Origin of the sequence: Breznakia pachnodae (genome assembly GCF_030814225.1) — a bacterium.
Classification (GTDB): domain Bacteria; phylum Bacillota_I; class Bacilli_A; order Erysipelotrichales; family Erysipelotrichaceae; genus Breznakia; species Breznakia pachnodae.
Genome location: NZ_JAUSUR010000010.1, coordinates 20,279 through 39,336, shown reverse-complemented (window position 1 = coordinate 39,336; position 19,058 = coordinate 20,279). Strand labels below are relative to the sequence as shown.

20 protein-coding genes are annotated in these 19,058 nt (G+C 30.6%); 7 read left to right on the top strand and 13 right to left on the bottom strand.

The window, feature by feature from the left end:
• Positions 1 to 188: 188 nt before the first annotated feature.
• Positions 189 to 1,373, top strand: a complete 1,185-nt coding sequence (locus tag J2S15_RS19685) for an NAD(P)-dependent oxidoreductase (RefSeq protein ID WP_307411994.1) — start codon at positions 189 to 191, stop codon at positions 1,371 to 1,373.
• 23 nt (positions 1,374 to 1,396) lie between these two features.
• Here J2S15_RS19685 and J2S15_RS19680 read toward each other — a convergent pair whose 3' ends face one another.
• Complete coding sequence (locus tag J2S15_RS19680; RefSeq protein WP_307411992.1) at positions 1,397 to 2,329, bottom strand: 2-keto-3-deoxygluconate permease; 933 nt, start codon at positions 2,327 to 2,329, stop codon at positions 1,397 to 1,399.
• Positions 2,330 to 2,521: 192 nt separating this feature from the next.
• On the opposite strand from J2S15_RS19680, the gene J2S15_RS19675 reads away from it, so the two are divergent.
• Positions 2,522 to 2,812 (top strand): hypothetical protein, encoded by a 291-nt coding sequence (locus J2S15_RS19675; RefSeq protein ID WP_307411990.1) that lies wholly within the window; start codon positions 2,522 to 2,524, stop codon positions 2,810 to 2,812.
• Positions 2,813 to 2,904: 92 nt separating this feature from the next.
• On the opposite strand, the gene J2S15_RS19670 is transcribed toward J2S15_RS19675, so the two are convergent.
• Genes J2S15_RS19670 through J2S15_RS19630 form a run of 9 tightly spaced genes read right to left on the bottom strand, consistent with a single transcriptional unit; the run spans position 2,905 to position 10,051 of the window.
• Complete coding sequence (locus J2S15_RS19670; RefSeq protein WP_307411986.1) at positions 2,905 to 3,591, bottom strand: carbonic anhydrase family protein; 687 nt, start codon at positions 3,589 to 3,591, stop codon at positions 2,905 to 2,907.
• Positions 3,592 to 3,600: 9 nt separating this feature from the next.
• Positions 3,601 to 4,695 carry a mannitol dehydrogenase family protein gene (locus tag J2S15_RS19665; protein WP_307411983.1) on the bottom strand — a complete coding sequence of 365 codons (1,095 nt, stop codon included), beginning with the start codon at positions 4,693 to 4,695 and terminating at the stop codon, positions 3,601 to 3,603.
• Complete coding sequence (locus tag J2S15_RS19660) at positions 4,688 to 5,866, bottom strand: mannitol dehydrogenase family protein (RefSeq protein ID WP_307411978.1); 1,179 nt, start codon at positions 5,864 to 5,866, stop codon at positions 4,688 to 4,690. The genes J2S15_RS19665 and J2S15_RS19660 overlap by 8 nt, the downstream gene beginning before the upstream one ends.
• A gap of 50 nt (positions 5,867 to 5,916) precedes the next feature.
• A complete protein-coding gene (locus tag J2S15_RS19655; protein WP_307411975.1) occupies positions 5,917 to 6,564 on the bottom strand; it encodes a bifunctional 4-hydroxy-2-oxoglutarate aldolase/2-dehydro-3-deoxy-phosphogluconate aldolase in 648 nt (215 codons plus the stop codon).
• Between the two features lie 16 nt (positions 6,565 to 6,580).
• Positions 6,581 to 7,054 carry a PTS sugar transporter subunit IIB gene (locus J2S15_RS19650; RefSeq protein ID WP_307411972.1) on the bottom strand — a complete coding sequence of 158 codons (474 nt, stop codon included), beginning with the start codon at positions 7,052 to 7,054 and terminating at the stop codon, positions 6,581 to 6,583.
• Positions 7,055 to 7,075: 21 nt separating this feature from the next.
• Positions 7,076 to 8,002 (bottom strand): phosphoglycerate dehydrogenase, encoded by a 927-nt coding sequence (locus J2S15_RS19645; RefSeq protein ID WP_307411969.1) that lies wholly within the window; start codon positions 8,000 to 8,002, stop codon positions 7,076 to 7,078.
• 15 nt (positions 8,003 to 8,017) lie between these two features.
• The gene (locus tag J2S15_RS19640; protein WP_307411967.1) at positions 8,018 to 8,848 is read right to left on the bottom strand and encodes a PTS system mannose/fructose/sorbose family transporter subunit IID; all 831 of its coding nucleotides are present in this window, start codon (positions 8,846 to 8,848) and stop codon (positions 8,018 to 8,020) included.
• Positions 8,848 to 9,606 carry a PTS mannose/fructose/sorbose/N-acetylgalactosamine transporter subunit IIC gene (locus J2S15_RS19635; protein ID WP_307411965.1) on the bottom strand — a complete coding sequence of 253 codons (759 nt, stop codon included), beginning with the start codon at positions 9,604 to 9,606 and terminating at the stop codon, positions 8,848 to 8,850. Before J2S15_RS19635 ends, J2S15_RS19640 begins: the two co-directional genes overlap by 1 nt.
• Positions 9,607 to 9,631: 25 nt before the next feature.
• A complete protein-coding gene (locus tag J2S15_RS19630) occupies positions 9,632 to 10,051 on the bottom strand; it encodes a PTS sugar transporter subunit IIA (protein WP_307411962.1) in 420 nt (139 codons plus the stop codon).
• A gap of 355 nt (positions 10,052 to 10,406) precedes the next feature.
• On the opposite strand from J2S15_RS19630, the gene J2S15_RS19625 reads away from it, so the two are divergent.
• Positions 10,407 to 12,842, top strand: coding sequence for a PRD domain-containing protein (locus J2S15_RS19625; RefSeq protein WP_307411958.1), 2,436 nt, complete (start codon positions 10,407 to 10,409; stop codon positions 12,840 to 12,842).
• A gap of 121 nt (positions 12,843 to 12,963) precedes the next feature.
• Here J2S15_RS19625 and J2S15_RS19620 read toward each other — a convergent pair whose 3' ends face one another.
• Positions 12,964 to 13,764 carry a zinc-ribbon domain-containing transport protein gene (locus J2S15_RS19620; RefSeq protein ID WP_307411955.1) on the bottom strand — a complete coding sequence of 267 codons (801 nt, stop codon included), beginning with the start codon at positions 13,762 to 13,764 and terminating at the stop codon, positions 12,964 to 12,966.
• 225 nt (positions 13,765 to 13,989) lie between these two features.
• Between J2S15_RS19620 and J2S15_RS19615 the strand changes: the two genes are divergently transcribed.
• Entirely contained in the window at positions 13,990 to 14,607 is a 618-nt protein-coding gene (locus J2S15_RS19615) for a CPBP family glutamic-type intramembrane protease (RefSeq protein ID WP_307411952.1), read from the top strand.
• Positions 14,608 to 15,065: 458 nt separating this feature from the next.
• Complete coding sequence (locus J2S15_RS19610) at positions 15,066 to 16,559, top strand: helix-turn-helix domain-containing protein (RefSeq protein ID WP_307411949.1); 1,494 nt, start codon at positions 15,066 to 15,068, stop codon at positions 16,557 to 16,559.
• An 18-nt stretch (positions 16,560 to 16,577) separates the two neighbouring features.
• Here J2S15_RS19610 and J2S15_RS19605 read toward each other — a convergent pair whose 3' ends face one another.
• Positions 16,578 to 16,904, bottom strand: a complete 327-nt coding sequence (locus J2S15_RS19605) for a winged helix-turn-helix transcriptional regulator (protein ID WP_307411946.1) — start codon at positions 16,902 to 16,904, stop codon at positions 16,578 to 16,580.
• A 204-nt stretch (positions 16,905 to 17,108) separates the two neighbouring features.
• On the opposite strand from J2S15_RS19605, the gene J2S15_RS19600 reads away from it, so the two are divergent.
• Together J2S15_RS19600 and J2S15_RS19595 are read left to right on the top strand one after the other, a co-directional pair.
• Entirely contained in the window at positions 17,109 to 17,393 is a 285-nt protein-coding gene (locus J2S15_RS19600) for an autorepressor SdpR family transcription factor (RefSeq protein ID WP_307411944.1), read from the top strand.
• Entirely contained in the window at positions 17,377 to 18,051 is a 675-nt protein-coding gene (locus J2S15_RS19595) for an SdpI family protein (RefSeq protein WP_307411942.1), read from the top strand. The genes J2S15_RS19600 and J2S15_RS19595 overlap by 17 nt, the downstream gene beginning before the upstream one ends.
• Positions 18,052 to 18,066: 15 nt before the next feature.
• On the opposite strand, the gene J2S15_RS19590 is transcribed toward J2S15_RS19595, so the two are convergent.
• Complete coding sequence (locus J2S15_RS19590) at positions 18,067 to 18,999, bottom strand: AEC family transporter (protein WP_307411939.1); 933 nt, start codon at positions 18,997 to 18,999, stop codon at positions 18,067 to 18,069.
• Positions 19,000 to 19,058 lie beyond the last annotated feature (59 nt).

The following is a 19,058-nucleotide window of genomic DNA, read 5'->3' as shown; positions in this document are numbered from 1 at the left end:
TCAAATCGAACTTCCGAGTATTCCTCGATAGTTCGATTTTCATAAATTATCCTTTAATATGTAAACTAATATAAGAAATGTTTATTTATAGCGCTTGTGAAGTTTTTCTCTTTTTTCACTTTTGAATTACATCGTGCTATAATCTTCAATAATAAGTTTAAACTTATTTAGAGAGAAAGAGAGAAATTATGATTAATATTTTACAAGAGACACAACGGTGTTTACAGTGCAAGGTACCTTTTTGTCAAAAGGGATGCCCGATTAATACGCCAATTCCAGAAATAATCAATCTACTTGAGAATGAGTCGATTGATGCTGCTGGAGAAGTTCTTTTTAAAAACAATCCTTTATCGATTGTCTGTTCATTAGTATGCAACCACGAACAACAATGTGAAGGAAACTGTGTATTAAATCGAAAGGATGTACCAATTCAATTTAGTGATATTGAAAACTATATTTCAGATACTTATTTTGATAAGATGGTAATTCCAATCCAACCATCAAACAATAAGAAAGTTGCGATTATTGGTTCGGGTCCTGCCGGGATTACAATTAGTTTAATTCTCGCTCAGCTTGGTTATAATGTAACCATATTTGAATCAAGAAGTGAGTTGGGTGGAGTACTAAGATATGGAATACCTGAGTTTCGATTACCCAAAAGTATTTTGGAACGATATCATAAGAAACTATTACAGATTGGAGTAAAGATTCGTTTGAATGTAACAATTGGTGGAACATTAAAAATAGATGACTTATTTCGTGATGGTTATCTGAGTATATTTGCTGGAACTGGAACTTGGAGAGCTAACAGTTTAAGAATCGAAGGTGAGAGCTTCGGTCATGTTCATTATGCAATTGATTATTTAGCCAGTCCTGAATCATTTCACTTAGGAGAAAATGTCGTAATTATTGGAATGGGAAATGCTGCAATGGACGTAGCCAGAACAGCATTAAGACATGGTGCTAGAAAAGTAACTCTATATGCCAGAAGTGATAAGATATCTGCTAATACAATCGAGTATCAGAAAGCTAAGTTAGATGGGGCAGATTTTGAATTCAATATGGCTCCATCAAAAATAACTGATGAAGGAATTATATTCCATAACACCACAGATGATAAAGAAGAGCATATCGATGCAGATTCAATTATTATCTCAGTTAGCCAGGGACCAAAAGATAAATTAACCTCCACTACGTCAGGGCTTAATTCATCGAACAATGGTTTGCTGTTAACCGATTCATCTGGTAACACTTCGAGAGCGGGAATTTTTGCTGCTGGTGATGTAGTACATGGTGCCAAGAGTGTTGTTGAAGCTGTTAGTCAGGCAAAACTTGTTGCACAAAGTATGGATGAGTATATGTCTAATCTATAACATAATAAAGGCCAAGATACGGTTTATATCTTGACCTTTTTCTTTATTATTCTTTTTGTAATTACTGGTACGATGATTGCTGACAATACAATTCCAATGGATACCTGTGCAATTGTCTGATCTATATACTCTAAATACTCAGGATTCATTGATGATATCAGTAATGGTGCAGTTAATGAAATACCACCAACACAACTAATCGCAATACTGGCTATTCCAGATTGCTTCAATATCTTTGTATCAATAAAATAAAGTGGTATAAAATTAATGAACATATATATGATAAACAGAATAAGTCCTGATAGCCATGAATCAAATACTAATTCTAAGTTTATTGCACTACCTAGACAGGCCCCTAAGAATGGAAGCATAAGCTTGTTTAATGTCTTTGATGCATCTTTTGATTCAGGGAAAATCTTGCCAATTACAATTCCAACAACCAATGGTATTAAAGTTGCTGCTACCATTTTATAGTCAATTCCACCGCTATCATAGCTAATAATCATCGCTGGAACAATTGGTAATACAACCAAACTTAGTAATGCAAAATTGGCTTTATCAATATCATCTCCATGATCTTCAATAATTGCCATATACACTCCAGGATTATAACTGGTTATTGCCACTACAAAGGTAAGTACAGAGATACCAAACAGATTACCATTGCTTAATTTAATAAATACTATGGAAACTATGACATTGATAGTCATTCTTATTAGCACAAGTATTCCACCACGTTTCATTGCTTTCATAAATAACGCTAAATTCATCTGAATCCCTGTCACAACTAGCATGATACCAATGATTGTCATTGTACCTGCACTTGAGAATACTGCAGAAGTTGGATTACCAACATCTAACACTGAGGTATACGTATTTAGTAATGCAGTAATTGCCATTGGAACAAGTAAAAGAGCACCTGGGATCCCCATTATCTTATCTTTTATATATTGCATACACTATCCTCCCATATAGTTGAAGTATAACATCGTTAAAAGTAGTAAGAAGATTTATATACCCTTTGAACAAAGTTATTTCGATAATATCGAAATATTGGCGATCATTCTTTATAAAAACTTAAGATGCATTCAATAAAAAGTTTTGGTATAATCTAATAGGTTATTAGAGGACAGAAGAGGAGAAATAATTTGAAAAAAGTATTAATGATTATTGGAGGGGTAGTTGTTGTAATCATAATTGCTGCAGTAGCAATTATATATTTTGTATCATCTACATCTGAGAAAATGGTATGTGAATCTGATGATGGTAATATTACAATTATGTATAACGATGATAGTATTACTGGATACACTGCAAATGGTGTTTCATATGACTTAGACGGTCAACAAGAAATAGCGGAACAGATTGGTGTTGAAGAATACCTTGATCAATTTGAACTTTGGTTCACTTCAAACACAACTGGAAGTTGTAAACGATAAAATCCTATATAAAATATATTCTATTTTATATAGGATTTTTTACTATTTTAAATAAATAGAAGCGATTTTAACCATTGTACTTCTTCTGAATATTATTTACAAAGCATCTTAATTTTTCTATCATTTATTCTTTGAATTGGTCTTACATTATTATTCACATTTTTATTCAAAATCCCATATGAACAACTTCCAATAGAAATAATCTGTTTTCCAATAATCCATGTAACAGACTCTACGGTTGGAGGAGTTGTTAATGATCCTTCATAATGATAAAACTCTCTCACTTTATTTGTAATTAATTGACTTATATCCAACAATAAGTGTTTCTCTTTTTTATTTAATGCAGTTACCAATGACTCAAAAGAAGATATTGAATTATTACGTACATCTGACAATATAGCTAATACTAAATATTCTTTATGTATATTCTTATGAACAAAATGCCATTCTACAGAAAATCTTTTGTTATCAATTGTATGTTCTGAGGGTACATGAAAATGAATATGCTCCAAATAAAACTTTTCATTTTCATAAACAAAATATTGTTTATATTCATGTAATGGATATAACGATATAGTATATTTCTCAGACTTTATTAAATATTTATCTTCTTCATAATGATAATCAATTGATTGTGTTGCGCTATAAACATTATCGCTGTCTATATTAATTGGTGATTGCCTCATTCCATTTGTTGCAATAGAATATTCATGACACAAACTTCCCCAATAATCTGGTCCGTTATTTCCTATATAAGACCATTCTATATCTTTGTTCATAGTTTCTTTTCATGGTAATCGTAATTCTTCTGAATCTTTATGTTTCTCAAGATACTTTATATCTTCTTTAATTTCATTAATCCACGAGCTTGAGAGCATTCCGAAATAGTGTTCATAAATATCTTTGTCTTTAATTAATGTATCTGTCTCTATTCCATAATATAATGCGCTAGCAGCTACAAACAATAATTCTTTTGACTCTAGATGATATTTTGTTAATAACATAAGTGGAGCGATAATACGCTCATGATCACCAAGCTTACGATCCACATCACGCACATTTCTTTCTACAGTATCTACAATTTCTTTATTTTGAAACTTTTTAATTGCCATTTGTGAAAACTCTGTCTGTTTTTGAATATCTACGTAGTATTCTTTGGCAATTGCTTCATTGATTGACGTTGCAATTTTATGTAAATACTTATCTACTTCAATATCATTCCCTGCTTGTGCATAGTTTTCAATGCCCTTTACATAGCCTAGATATGCACTACAGGCACTTAAACAATTATAAGTATAAATCTTTCGCTCAAGCAAATCTTTAAAATTTTCTTCTGCAACCATCCCATGATAATTTAAAGGGTTGGGCAAGAATTTAATATCATATGGAAGAAAATCTAAGTCTTCACTCAAAATATCTAGTGAATTTTCTTTGGTGATTGTTGTACAGAAAATAACTGATTCAGATAAATGAACTCGTTTATCTTGAGTTAACTGTATCAATTTAACTTTAGGTGCAACTCCATTCTCTCCAGTTATAATATACAAAGGATTATCTCCTCTGTTTTTTAGGCTATTTTTTATTAAAGGAATCAAATCTACTAAATTCTTTTCACCCACACTTGTAAATACATAAGTTGCATCAGCAAGTGCCTCAACTGCTTTTGGATTTTCTATCGAATAGGCATCAAAATTATCAATAACGATTGACTCTCTTCCTTGATTTCCAAAATCAATTGTATATTCCTTTTGCTTATTTAAAGCATGGATTAACACTTCATCTTTATCAATAAAAGTTACTTTTTGATTTGACAATGCAATCAAACGATTAAGATATCCCCTGCCAGTTTGTCCAGCGCCAATAATTACAACATTCTTATTCATAACTCTTCTCCACACCTTTCTCCATTAATTCATTATATCGTTGTATTACATCTTGATAGAGTGGTTCTTTTGGATTTAATTTACTAACTGTTTGTAGTACATATTCAACACCATTATCTTTACGCATTTCTTGTAACTTTTGGGCTGCTTCATCACTTTTCTCATCAAACATAATTGCTTTTGCAATTGTATCAATAATAATTTCAGGATAAATATTATATCTATATGCCATCCTAGCTGGTGCGATTAATCGATCTTCTGGGCCTAGTTTTCTTAATGGATCCTTTCCATGTCGAATGATACGGTCAACAATTTCCCAATCCCCATACTTAGCTCTTGCTTTCTTTGCAAATTCTTCTTGTTTCTCTGGATCTAAATTTAATTCCATAATTAAAATAGAATTTATTTCCTTATATGCTTTATCAAGAAGTTTAGATATCTCTGGACTATTGGTTGCTTCAGCAATTAAATTATATCCCAAAAGATATCCGTTGTAGGCAATGACTGCATTACTGGTATTGTTAGTATACATTTTCTGTTGAAGAAAGTTACCAAAATCATCAATAAGTTTCATCGAATGAATAGCCGGTATACTTCCTTTGAAATTCTTGCTATCTACAGGGAGATACCAATAGTTCTGAACCCACACTCCAGTAGGATCAGCTTCACTTAACTCCTCAGATGGTTGTGTAGCTGTCCTCATAATAACTGCTTCATTTATACCTATATAATTATCAAAATCATTATGCAAATCTTTTTTCAACTCTTGTTTAATGGAATCATATAATGCTTTTCCTGCATCTTTCCAATTCTCACAAGTGATAAAATTAAAAGGTTTTTCCTCAATTCCATTTTTATTATAGATGGAAGCAACTAACTTTCCAACGCTACCTAAATTTTGGCCACCTACTGCAACAAAACTAATATCAGAAGTTACCAATTCTTTTGCAATTGATGCTTCATCATCAAATGTTAATGCCTTATAATTAGTTACATCATTATCTAATGAAGAATCACCTAACACATGTACATGATAGGATTTATCTTCATTTAATTTATGCACCAAATCTTTACTTACATCTACAAACACTATTTCATAATTACTTAAATATAATAACTGCCCTATAAATCCTCGAGCAATTTTTCCAGCTCCAAATACGATTGCTTTCATTTTTTTCTCCTCCTTAAAAAATAAGAATCAGCTTAAGCTGATTCTTTTGATCATTTTGATTGTGCAATATCTACAAAAGTTTTCGCTCTTCTTGTTAGTTCTTCATAATTGCCTTCAGCAATTACTTTTTTATCTAGTAATCGTCCACTAATTCCTGCTCCAATATATCCTGTTTCTAAGAAATCAGCAAAGTTTTCTTCACTCACTCCAGCTGCAGCTAAGAACTTCACATTATTGATTGGTCCTTGGATATCTTTGATATATTTCAGTCCTAAATGTCCAGCTGGAAATATTTTCACAATATCTGCTCCAGCACGATGTGCAGTTAAGATTTCAGTAGCAGTCATTGCTCCAGGAATTGATATTAAACCCGCTTCCTTTGTTGCTATGATTACTTCTTCATTAACATCAGGTGATAAACAGAACTCACCACCCGCTTTTTTTGTAGCTTCTACATGTTCAACTCTAGTAACCGTTCCAGAACCAATTTTCATATCTGGAAAGTTCTTTATTAACATTGAAATTGCACTACTGGTTTTTTCAACAGCATTTGGATCTGCTTGATCAAATGTTACCTCTGCCATACGTATTCCACCTTTATATAAAGATTCAATCAGTTTTCTTAAATCTTCTCCATAAATACCACGACAGATAACCAGTACCTTATTATCTTCTATAAACTTTACTGTCTCATTCATCTTTCTCTCCCCGTTTCTACAAGTATTTCTTAATATCTTCTTGTGGATCAGTCGTAACTACTCTAAAGAAAACATTAACTCCTTTATCCACTAAATTACGAAATGCGGTTTTTTCATCTTCACTTACTGAGATATTTTTATACATTGATTTTCTTCCAGCTTTTGCACCTATTCCACCAACGTTAATTAACTCAAAATCAATACCATTATTAGCCAGTTCATCAAGCACTATAGGTGTCTTTACAAGAATGATAATCTTCTCACTTTTAGAATCATCTTTCAAATAATCGACTGCTTCTTCTACACTGCGAACTTCTAAGTTTATTGTTTTAGGAACACTAGATTTCATGACCATTTGTAGAAAAGAATCTTTCGCTACTCCATCATCAATAATCAACACTTCATTTGCTGATGTATATTGAATCCACTGCGTCATTACCTGCCCATGAATCAAACGATCATCAATTCTAGTCCATACAATATTTTTCATATTTACATACTCCTTTCAAAACTATTTCGTTTTAAAATATTCAATTAAATTATCTACTGCTTTATGCGACATTTTATTAATTGCTTCTACACTTACAGCAGCATTATGTGGACTCAACACTACATTATCCAAGTCTGCAAACTCTTTATTCACTAATGGTTCTTCAGCAAACACATCTGTCCCATAACCATAAATTCGTTTATCTTTTAACGCACAAATCATTGCTTCTTCATCAATCAAAGACGCACGAGCAGTATTAATAATAACCATGGATGATTTCATCATATCCAGTTCCCTTTTTGATATGAAATAACTGCCATCCACATTACCAGGCATATGAAGCGTTATGATATCCGCTTCTTTAAAAATCTCTTTAGGTTCTTTAATAGTAATATTTTCGTTTTTGCAATAATCCTCATCCACATATTTGTCATATCCCAAAATTTTACAATTAAATCCCTGTAGTCTTTTTACTACTTCCCTACCAATCGCACCCAATCCAAATACACCTACTGTTTTATTACATAAGTCCAAGCCTGTTTCTTTTTTCCATGTATTCTTTTTCAAATTACTATCAACATTACAAATATGCCGTAATGTTGACAACATCAATCCTATCGCATAATCAGCAACTGCTTCTGTATTACAATTTGCAGTCACTGTAACTTCAATACCTTTTTCTTTTGCTGTTTCTAAATCAATATTATCAATCCCAACACCATATCGTGAAATGATTTGTAAATCGTTTGCTTTATCAAGTACTTTTTTACTTACTGTGTCTGATCCTAAAATAATTGCATCCACTTCATTTACTTCACCCATCATCTCTTCTTCATTCATAATGTGTTTATATCGATTTCCAATTAACTCCCACCCAAGATCTAACATTTTTTGTCTTGGAGTTTCATCAAATTTACTAAAACTATTTGATGTAATCAAAACTTTCATAGGTTCTCCCCCTAACTATATAATTCCTGCTATTCCACCAATAATTCCAATAGCAAATAAAATTAATAACACTTTATTTACACTAACTTTTTTATTCATAAGATAGAATGTTAACATTACAACTCCCAAAGGAAGAAGATTTAAACAAATCTTATCAAAGATTCCTTCTTGAATATTTAATACATTATCTCCTAATGTAATTTCTGCCACTGAACTTAATTTGACTGTTGTTGCAGCAAGTGCACCAATCGTAATTGCTCCCATGGCAGTTACCATAGTCATAATCTTCTCCATCTTTCCACTTTCGAAGAACTCACCAACAAAATCTCTTCCTTGTCCATAAGCTCTGTGAAATAGATTATAACTGATTCCAAAGTTTAATACTAAAGTTGCCACAAAATAGAAGATTGGTCCTAGTAGATTTCCTGTTTGCCCAATAGAGATAGCAATTGATCCAATAATTGGAATGAATGTTCCTTGTCTTAGGGTATCTCCAATACCTGCAAGTGGACCCATCAGTGATGTTTTAATTGCAGCAATTGCTGTTCCATCAAGATCAGCTCCTGATGCCTTTTCTTCTTCAAGTGCAATTGTAAGCCCTAAAATAAGTGGCCCCACAAGAGCAAATTCCGAGTTGTAAAATTCCATATGTCTTTGACATGCTTCAATACGATCATTTTTATCTGGGTATAATTTTGCAATTACATTCTTCATTCCTGAAAAGAATCCTGGTGCTTGCAAACGCTCATAACTACAACATGCTTGGGCAAAGATTTCAAACATCCAATAGGATGTATTTAAATCCTTTTTTGTAAGCAATTTGTTTGTTTCTGATGTATTACTCATTACTTTTCCTCCTTAAATTTCAACTCACCATAGAAGTAAGCAATAATTCCTGCAAATACTGAAATCACTAACATGCTTAATCCTGAATATGTTGCTAAGAAAAAACCAAACATAAAGAACACTAATATTCCACTTCTTGTATTCAACATACGAATAATCATTGCAATCCCTACTGCTGGTAAAATCCCACCAATTACAGTTAAGATATGTAATGGTGTACCTGCCAATGCATCAAGTACACTTTGTGTAGCACTTGCTCCAAAATAAACTAGCAAGGCACATGGAATTGCTGTTACTAAACAACCAAATATTTGTGTTGGCACCAATTGCCAAAAAGCCATCTTCTTAATATCTCCAACCAAAGCATATTTATCCATTTGGTGTACAAAATAAATATTTACTGTTTGACGTAATGTCCAAATCATGGTTCCCATAATCCCTAATGGAACTGCAATTGACATCGCTACTTCTGGAGTAGCATTCACTGATAATGCCAACGCCGTACCAACAACTCCTCCAATTCCTGGATCTGTTGGTAGTGTACCACCAGCATTTATAAACCCTAAATAAATTGTATTTATGGTAGCTCCCATGATACAGCCTTCAACTGGTTTCCCTAAAATAATTCCTACAATCGTTCCAGCACAAATTGGCTGACGAATTGATACACTCCCTAAACCTGTTAACCAAGGAACACCATTATTTGTTAAATAATATAGTAGTCCAATCAATACCGCTTGAAAAATAGTAATATCCATTATATTTCCTCCTTATAATCATTACTTAAAAATTCAGTCTCTCTTTTAGGCATAAGATATTATCTTTACCTGCATTAATACAATGATTCTTTAGTTCATCCAAATTCATATAACTTTTGCAATTTGCCGCTTCTAATAAGATTGGCAAATTGACCCCTGTTATACATTCCGCTTTTACGTTATCTCCCAGTTCATGTAACGCTCTTGCAATTGCATTGGATGGACTCCCACCAAATAAATCAGTCAGAATAATTACTCCGTCTCCTTCAGATTTTTCGTGTAGATTTGTAATTGAATCTTTAACCGTATCTTTTAACCCTTCAATGTTCTCCCCATGATAGAGTCCCTGACTTTCCGTTAAAGAAGATTCACCCATAATCAGGTGTGCACTTGATACTAGCGCTTTTGCTAGATCCCCATGCGTTACAATCAACATTGCAATCATAAATTCCTCCTTTACTTCTTTCAAAACTTAAGTTTTATGTTTCAGCACCATTTGATGCTACATCCAGAGTATAGCATCAAATTTAAATGCTACAAAATTCAATCTAAATTTACACACTACCTTATTTGTGCACTATAAAAATATCCAATATTTGCCGTGATTAACAGAATACTTTTTATATTAATGTAATTTTAGAAAGTATAAATTATTTGTTTTACACAGAATATTTTATAAAATCACAGGTTTTATACATTTGTGTGCAGTTATAGAACTCATTTTACACAAAATAATTATTTTTTTCTGATATAATCTACTTAATCGAAGAAGGCTAAGGGAGATTGTAGAGGTACTATTAATGAATAAAAAGAAAGTAGAAATATACAAAGCAATCTATGAACACACAAAGACTTGTCTAAAAAAGAATCAGTTTGAAAAGATGAATTATGATGCAACAAATCTTAGTCTTGACTTACAAATGGAACGTTCCAATGTTTCAAGAATACTAAATCAGCTTCATCAAGAAGGATTGTTAATTAAGATTCAAGGTCGACCAACTTTATTTGCTGCAAAAAAACCAATTGATGATTTGAATAAAGATGTTTATATTCCTACCACTATTCCAAAAGGAAAAAATATCAAAGATTATTTAGAACTTACAAATCCTTTCACGAAACTTCGCAAGCAAAGCAGTTTTGAACAAGATATTTATCTTCGTGAAAATAGTAGCTTATATGAACCAATTCAAAAAGCAAAAGCAGCTGTGCTATATCCTCCAAGAGGATTAAATACATTAATATACGGAGAACCTTGTACTGGTAAAGTGAATTTCGCTAAATCGATGTATGAATTCTCGATAGAGAAAAATATCTTTAAAGAGAGTATGCGTTATTATCATATTGATTGTTTAAACTATGAAAGCGATAGTAACGATAATATCTTAAAAGATTTTTATGGTTATCAGGAAAAGGATTCTGTACATAAAGGTCATTTTGAAAAAACAAGAAACGGTATTTTAGTAATTGATCATATCGATCGCTTACCTCGTGGTGTATTATCTAATATTTATAATACAATTGTTAATGGATTTTATTCTCCCATTAACGCTTCATCAAAGACAGTGGAAGTGAAAAGCTTAATTATTGCAATTTCCGATGATGAAAGTCTTAGTAAAGATCCAAATGTAAAACGTAGTTTTCCTATGCAAATTAGAATTCCAAGTCTAAAAGAAAAATCCATTCATGAACTTTTAGTTTTAACTCTTCAATATTTTCAAGAAGAAGCAATAAGAATCGAAAAAACAATTCGTATTTCTAAGGATGTACTTAGTTGCTTTATCATGTCTAACTATTCAGGCAACTTACCACATTTGCATGCTGAAATCATCCAGTCATGCTCGAATGGCTATCATAAATTTGTAGATAATGAAGAATTATTTATCAATGTAGATTTCAATGACATATCTACCCCTGTATTAAATAATATCTTTGATGTTAATGAGAGAATCAACGAACTAAATAATATTCTAAATTTATTCAGCAATGATTATTTCTTCTTTTCGCCTGTTCAGGACAATAAGGAACTATTATTTCTATATGAATTAAATGACAACTCTCAAAGTGAAGAACCATTGTTAGCCAATATTGAAGATAAGTTAATCAATCAATGTATAAAAGACATTGATAGTGCTTCAAAAATAGAATTGAATACAATTCGCTCTGTAATGGTAAAGCGTATTTACGATGATTTATATCCAATTATGCTTAATAATCCAATAACAAAGAATGAAAATCTACTATATGGATTACTTCAACATATTTCTAACAGCATTAATCAAATCAGAAGTGGTCAAATAAACAATGATTATATAATGAATGATTATAAGATAGCAAAACAAACAGATTATGACTGTGCTAAAAAGATTTATAAAAAGATAAAAGAGAGTTACAACTTAATTCTTCCTGACGTAGAAATAGAATATATAGCAACTTATTTATATTTATCCTCTCAATGGATTAACAATAATTATATTCAGTTACTCATTGTTTCTGAGGATAGAGATACAGCAAAGGATTATGTTGAATACATTAATAGTTTAAATTTTAAATCAACTGCAAACTGGTTAGCGATCGATCCTGATAAAAAGAACGATGATTTATGTAAAGAAATTACTATAAAGATTGATCAAATAAATAAAGAAAAAGGAGTTGTCGTTGCAACTGATAGCCAATTAATTCAAAATCTAGAATCTGAAATAAAGAGTAATACAACTGCTGAATTCATTATTATACCTAATATTTCATTGCAGTCTTTGGTAAAAATTGCTGGAAAAATGGAGTCACTTGGTACAACTATTAATTCAATGAGTTATTTTGACTTATCGAAGCCTAGTGATGGAACTGATGAATTATCTACTGAGTATCATGCACAAACATTAATCAAACAAATTACTGATAAAGTACTGTCTGAATCATTAATTTTTTTAAACGCTTCTAAAGCGTGTCAATCATTGTTTAATGTTCTTGTTAATATTTTACATGATTTATCAATCAGTTACTCTGACGACTTACTAATCAAGTTTCTCTTTCATTGTTCATTTACGATTGAACGATGTATAAAAAAAGAACCTATGGTATATCCTAAGGATCGGGCTATCATAAATACTTATAGTGACATTTATTATTCTGTTGAAAAGAACTTTGAGATTATTACTGAAATTTTCTCAACTACAATTCCAGCGTCTGAATTCGCACTAATAACAGAAATATTTATTCCTTATATCAATCAAAACTAAATAGTTACAAACTTCAAAAAGAACTGTGATTTTTAAATTTCACAGTTCTTTTTGAAAATGTTGGTGTAATTTTTAAAAGTAAAATTCTGCCGTAAACCGACAGAACTCTTTTTATATAAAACTAATTATTCCGATACTGCGTTACATTATGCAGAACCCACATATTCTGTTTCGCATAAATTGCACTACCACAATGACTACAATTTTTCTCACTTAGGATATGAACTGGAGCTCCACAATTAGGACAATTCACTAGTACATCTCTATCTTGAGAAATGGAAGTATCTTCCTGTGTTTTAACAAAGGAAGCATCATACATTTGCGTAACTGTACTACGCTTCACCAATACTGATTTATCATTATATTTCGATACATCTGCACGAAGGGTTATCTCAGCCTTCAACAATACAGTATTTCCACTTTGACTTACCTCTTGTAAGGCGATATCACTTATTAACACAGACGAATAGGAATACATAGATTCACTCTTCAACTTCTCTAGTTCTCTTATGTAATCCTCTATAAATGCCTTAGAAGAGTACATACGTAAATCTTCTATTCCATTTTCATTGTAGTTCCTTGCTTTAATATAAAGTGGCATTACTTTTTCAACCAATTTCTTAAACTCTTCATAAGAAAAGTTCTGATCATACAAAGCTATTTTACTAATCACTTCATTATTTCTATTGATATATTCTTCTTTTTCCTTTTGTTCTTCCTGTATTGAATTCAACAAATTACTTACTGTTCCTAAATTATGTTTCTTAAACATATAGTATGCAAAAACAATAATTGCTGCACTACCAATTATAAGTAAACCACCGATTCCATAAAAGATATAACGAACTGGTTTCACAAATATAATAACAGCCAGAAAAATAAGAACTCCAATTCCAATATTACGTTTTACTTGATTATTCATATAGACCCCTCAATATTATTATTTTAACATACTTATCATACTTAATAGTACAGGATTTTAGGAACTGCTATATCAATATCAATTATTCAAAATAAAGATATTTTTAGTAATGTGATATCCGCAACATAATCATACTAATTATTTAATAATGAAATGTATAACCTTTGACATTAATTCCCTAAAAAGCGTAATGTTAATTTAAGAAATAGGAAAGGAAATATTAATATGAAAAGACAAGTATCTTTTATAAATGCAATTATTGCTATTATCATTATGGCTCTTGCATTTCTTGGCTTAATTTACAGTTATCCATTTGGTAACTTCTACTTACTGATTGGAGGAGTCTTATCGCTTTATATACTTGGCTATGATTTAAAATCATTAATTAGACCATTAAAGAAAAAAGATGTATTCTTAATTATCAAAGCTATTTTATTAAGTATAGGATTGAGTTTAATAATGTTATTAATTGGAAATTTATTAGATCAACCATCTGCAGCAAATCCAATAACAGAAGGACTTAACTGGACCATTTTGCTTTATACAATTCCTGCTCTATTTGGAGAAGAATTACTGGTAATAGTTATGTTAGTAATTTTAGAAAAGATATTACCTAAAACCAGAAATGGTATTATTACTGCAAGTATAATAAGTGCTTTTATCTTTGGTGCATGTCACTTAAGTACATATGACTGGAACTTATGGCAATCCATCGTTGTAATTGGATTTACACGATTACCATTCACATATGCTTGGTATAAATCAGATAAAAACTTATTAGTAAATGGATTAAGTCATTATCTGTATGATAATTTATTATTCTTGATTACTGTTCTTGCATAACGTAAAAACGACTTGCTTTCGATTATAAGCAAGTCGTTTTAGAGTAATCAAGCAACAGGCTGATGACTCCCTATTACTTTAGCGATTCAATACAATATGACTCTCATAAATAGGTTAAGTTAATAGTGAAGGGCGAATTCTTTCTTAAAGAAACCTTTTTATATTATTCAATTTTGGAGGGATGAATATCTATCATATCATAAGTCAAATAATGTCATCAGAACATTGTGTTTTTAGCTTTCCTATCTTCTATACGTATAATAATACAAATCATATATACTTTTTTATTCAATTTACTACTATTTTTATCAGGTTTTGTATAATTTCATTTAATTCATATAACATAGTTTAGTAAAATTATGAGAATTCTAGTACAATAAACATATAGGCAACATGTTTGACAAAGCATAAGTAGTCTTATATATTGCAATGGATACATATTATATAAGGAGGACGAAATGAACTTTTTAAGTGTGCTTTTAAACAAACACGAGTTTGAAAAAATGAATTTATTAGAAAAGACATTTGAATATGACTGCAGTAATGTCAGTGAATTTGCAGATCTGATTGGTTTAAAAAGATCTACCGTCCGAGCCGGTCTTAATGAACTTGAAGAAGATCTTCTTCAAGCAGTTGAAACTGATGAATATATTCAGGATTTTTATAATCTAAACATATATGATAAGGAAAGAATCTATCACCAATTGGAGTCTTTTTATCTAGTTGGTTCAATTCCCTATCAAATCTTATTTCATATCGTTGCTGGTGAATATACAACGCTTGAAAATCTTGCATATGAACTAAATGTAAGTATTTCCTATTTATACAAAAAGATTCATAACATGAATAGTTTTTTTAAAGAAAAAAAATTAGATATCTCTATTAAAAAAAATAATAAATATCTTACATTAAATGGAAAAGAAGAAAACATCAGATTATTTTTATTCTTATTCTTTTATTATAACTTTAGAAGTTTCCAATGGCCATTTACATCATTAAACAAAGATTTCAATCACTCTTATGAGCTTTCTAATAAATTGCTAACAGATAGATCAAATGAAACTCAGCTGGCTATAAAATATCTGGATACAATTGTAAAGTTAAGAAATGATAAGCAAAAGTACCTTCCTAAATTACCTAAGGAACTATATTTTATGCTTCATACTTTAAAACAATATACAGATTCAGCAGTTGAAATATTTGATAGTTTGAATATTTCCTTCCATCATATGGAAGATGAAGAAAATGAATTATTCTATTACATAGCACTTGCAAACATCTTTATTCCAAACATTAAAAGTATTGCTAATAAATCTAAGATTGGAAAACAATTGATAGAAAATAAAGAAGATGAATTCGCAAAATTCTGTACTTACTTTTTAGAACAATTCTTACAGGCATTTAACTTAACAGTATCTGATAGTGATAAATATGAAATCATGTTTTATTTCTCAGTGTATTTTCTTGCTACTAATTTATTTCAAAAAGACGTTATTGATTTAACAAATATCTTGAGTATTAAGAAATACGAATTTTACCAAGATGATAAAGACATTCATAACGTTGAAGAATTCTATAATAACTTTATTGATAATAATCAAAATATCAGTAATATTGATAATCTAAGAAATTATTCAGTATTTGGATGTACAATTTTCTACTTTGTATTAAAAACTTACAATAAAAAATTACTAAAAGTATATATTGAATATTCTAAGGTGTTAAATGGAACACAAATTATTCGAAAAAAGATCTCCAATTGTTACAACCCTACTACTGTAGAAATTGTAGATACCAAACAAGAAGGTGGATTAATTATTAGTGATTACTTAGAACGTCCAGAAAGAGATGTAAAACACTTTATCTTTGATAACATCTTTTCAGTAGAAACATGGACTTTAGCCTTTAATTATATTAATCAGATATTGATTGATAAAACATTCAAAGATTAGAAAAGCAAGTTACGTTAGTTATGCAACTTGCTTTTTATAATCCATTCCCCATTCTTCCATTGACTTAATCACTGGACGCATGGATTCACCAACTGGGCTTAATGTATATTCCACTTTTGGTGGAACTTCAGGATATGCCTTACGTTCAACAATCCCATCCTCTACCATACTCTTTAATGTAGAAGTAAGCATTTTCTGTGATATCGCTGGTAATCCTCTTAATAGTTCGTTGTATCGTTTGGTACCTGTTAACAAGTTTCTAAGTATTAGTAGTTTCCATTTACTTCCAATCAACTGTACTGTAGTCGCTACAGGGCACTCTGGTAAGTTTTCTTTCTTTATCATAATATACCTCCATTTTATACATTTCTTTCCAAAAGAATGTTTCATTCTAAATATTATATACTATCACTAATATCCATATTAATATTATAATCATCTCTCAATTAAATAGCAAAAATAAGATTCAAACCATCTATGTAAATTGACTTATACTAAAAGCGATGATAAAATCTATTTAAATAAACGTTTAAATAGATTGGAGTTAATATGAGTATTTCTAAAACACTTAAAGCAATGTCTGATCCTATAAGACGCGATATTCTCTCCCTTCTTAAAAGAAAAGGAGAATTATCAGCAGGTGAAATTGCACAAAATTTTAATATTACTAATGCAGCTATATCATATCATCTTAATCTTCTCAAAAAAGCTGATTTAGTATTCGAAACAAAGTATAAAAACTATATATACTACCAAATTAACATAACTGTATTTCAGGAATTAACCCTATGGCTTAAACAATTTGAAGGAGAAAACAATGAAAATACGAAATAAACTTGTAGATGTATTAATAATTATTTCTTTGCTTGGATTATTTGTTATTATTTTTTTTATTCCAATATCATTTCCAATGCAAATTTGTGGTGATGGTAGTATTGCACGTTGGGGAGATCGAATTGAATTTCTTATTTATAGTATGTTTCCTATCGTTTTTGGTATCATAACCAAAGTAAGCATAGCTTACAAAAGAAAAAAGCTTAATTTAAAAAAGTCTGAACATTTTCGTAACGAAAAACCCTTACTTACTTCTGCCATAATTTTTATGGTACTTTTCGATTTAATATTATGCTATATTATTGCTCGAGGATATATGCTTATTTCAACTGGCTCTACTCCATTGCTTCATTTTATGAATGTTCCATTTGGCATATTAGGTATAGTGATTATGCTTGTAGGAAACTATATGCCAACTATAGAATATAATTCTATGATTGGTTTTAAAAACACCTGGAGCATAGCTAATGAAAACTCATGGGAATTAACACATAGATTTCTTGGTAAACTATACACCTCTTTTGGTTTTGCACTAATATTCTTTTCCTTCCTGACAAAAAATGAGTCATTTAGTGGACCGTTATTTATTTTAATAGTATTGATTATAGTTGTTATCTCATACGCTCTATCTTACATAGCCTACAAAAGAACTAAATAATACATTTTTCTTTTCTTACACAAACGATACAATTAAGATATAAGCAGATAGTGTAATCACTATATATAGCGAAGTATATGCAGAGATAAAACTTACATCATTATTACTTTTAAATAAACCTCTTATCTGCACCTGTAATATCAAAGCAGGAGGACACATAAAATAAAGTAAAAGTGCAATCAGCATAATTCGATCATCTAGGATATGTGGAAATAGTAGTAATAAAATAATAATTCCAGTAAACATAATAACAAAGCGTAAGAAAATACATTTTATTAATATACCAATGCTGCTCTTTTCAATCTTGAACTGGTATCCAATCATAAATAAAATCACACCAACAATCGGACCAATTGCCATTTGTACTACTCCATCATATAGTTCTATAAATGAAGAATTAGAAACTAGAGTATATGCTCCCAACAACTTTAAGGTAAATGCCAATATCAAGGTAATTACAATTGGATTATGGAATATGTTTTTTAGCAACACTTTCACATCACTTGTGTGACTAGTGGATGCTGATACAATAAGTGGAATTACAAGAAATACAATGAACATGTTTGCGATATCTAGTAATACAATATTGCCAATATAAGAACTTTCTACAATTGTGGCATATAATGGAAAACAAATATTGCCTCCATCAACCGTACTCATTAAAAATGGAGTGATATGAGAATACTCTTTCCCAATGAATCTACCTGCAAGTTTCCCAATCACAATTCCAGTTATATGAAGAAAGAATACAACAATAATGATATACAATGCGGATACTTCAATATTCGAAGTAAATATTGCATTGAATACCATAATGGGAACAAGCACCTTTGAAATCACTGTATACATACCATTTGCCTGTTCATCTGTAACTAAATTTTTTCTGTTTGATAACATCCCCAAACCAATCATAAAAAATACTGGGATAATTGTTGCTAATACCTTCATAAACTCTCCTTTTTCTTTTCTCTGCTAGATTTACTTCCACATAATATCAATATAAACTT

What these genes read in the sequence shown, in the direction of transcription:
- J2S15_RS19660 (WP_307411978.1), bottom strand. Translation starts at nt 5,866, where the DNA reads ATGAAAGCAATCGTATTTGGAGCTGGAAAAATTGCTCGAGGATTTATA.
- J2S15_RS19640 (WP_307411967.1), bottom strand. Translation starts at nt 8,848, where the DNA reads ATGAGTAATACATCAGAAACAAACAAATTGCTTACAAAAAAGGATTTA.
- J2S15_RS19610 (WP_307411949.1), top strand. Translation starts at nt 15,066, where the DNA reads ATGAACTTTTTAAGTGTGCTTTTAAACAAACACGAGTTTGAAAAAATG.
- J2S15_RS19665 (WP_307411983.1), bottom strand. Translation starts at nt 4,695, where the DNA reads ATGAATAAGAATGTTGTAATTATTGGCGCTGGACAAACTGGCAGGGGA.
- J2S15_RS19600 (WP_307411944.1), top strand. Translation starts at nt 17,109, where the DNA reads ATGAGTATTTCTAAAACACTTAAAGCAATGTCTGATCCTATAAGACGC.
- J2S15_RS19630 (WP_307411962.1), bottom strand. Translation starts at nt 10,051, where the DNA reads ATGATTGCAATGTTGATTGTAACGCATGGGGATCTAGCAAAAGCGCTA.
- J2S15_RS19645 (WP_307411969.1), bottom strand. Translation starts at nt 8,002, where the DNA reads ATGAAAGTTTTGATTACATCAAATAGTTTTAGTAAATTTGATGAAACT.
- J2S15_RS19670 (WP_307411986.1), bottom strand. Translation starts at nt 3,591, where the DNA reads ATGAACAAAGATATAGAATGGTCTTATATAGGAAATAACGGACCAGAT.
- J2S15_RS19680 (WP_307411992.1), bottom strand. Translation starts at nt 2,329, where the DNA reads ATGCAATATATAAAAGATAAGATAATGGGGATCCCAGGTGCTCTTTTA.
- J2S15_RS19615 (WP_307411952.1), top strand. Translation starts at nt 13,990, where the DNA reads ATGAAAAGACAAGTATCTTTTATAAATGCAATTATTGCTATTATCATT.
- J2S15_RS19635 (WP_307411965.1), bottom strand. Translation starts at nt 9,606, where the DNA reads ATGGATATTACTATTTTTCAAGCGGTATTGATTGGACTACTATATTAT.
- J2S15_RS19685 (WP_307411994.1), top strand. Translation starts at nt 189, where the DNA reads ATGATTAATATTTTACAAGAGACACAACGGTGTTTACAGTGCAAGGTA.
- J2S15_RS19595 (WP_307411942.1), top strand. Translation starts at nt 17,377, where the DNA reads ATGAAAATACGAAATAAACTTGTAGATGTATTAATAATTATTTCTTTG.
- J2S15_RS19605 (WP_307411946.1), bottom strand. Translation starts at nt 16,904, where the DNA reads ATGATAAAGAAAGAAAACTTACCAGAGTGCCCTGTAGCGACTACAGTA.
- J2S15_RS19590 (WP_307411939.1), bottom strand. Translation starts at nt 18,999, where the DNA reads ATGAAGGTATTAGCAACAATTATCCCAGTATTTTTTATGATTGGTTTG.
- J2S15_RS19655 (WP_307411975.1), bottom strand. Translation starts at nt 6,564, where the DNA reads ATGAATGAGACAGTAAAGTTTATAGAAGATAATAAGGTACTGGTTATC.
- J2S15_RS19620 (WP_307411955.1), bottom strand. Translation starts at nt 13,764, where the DNA reads ATGAATAATCAAGTAAAACGTAATATTGGAATTGGAGTTCTTATTTTT.
- J2S15_RS19625 (WP_307411958.1), top strand. Translation starts at nt 10,407, where the DNA reads ATGAATAAAAAGAAAGTAGAAATATACAAAGCAATCTATGAACACACA.
- J2S15_RS19650 (WP_307411972.1), bottom strand. Translation starts at nt 7,054, where the DNA reads ATGAAAAATATTGTATGGACTAGAATTGATGATCGTTTGATTCATGGG.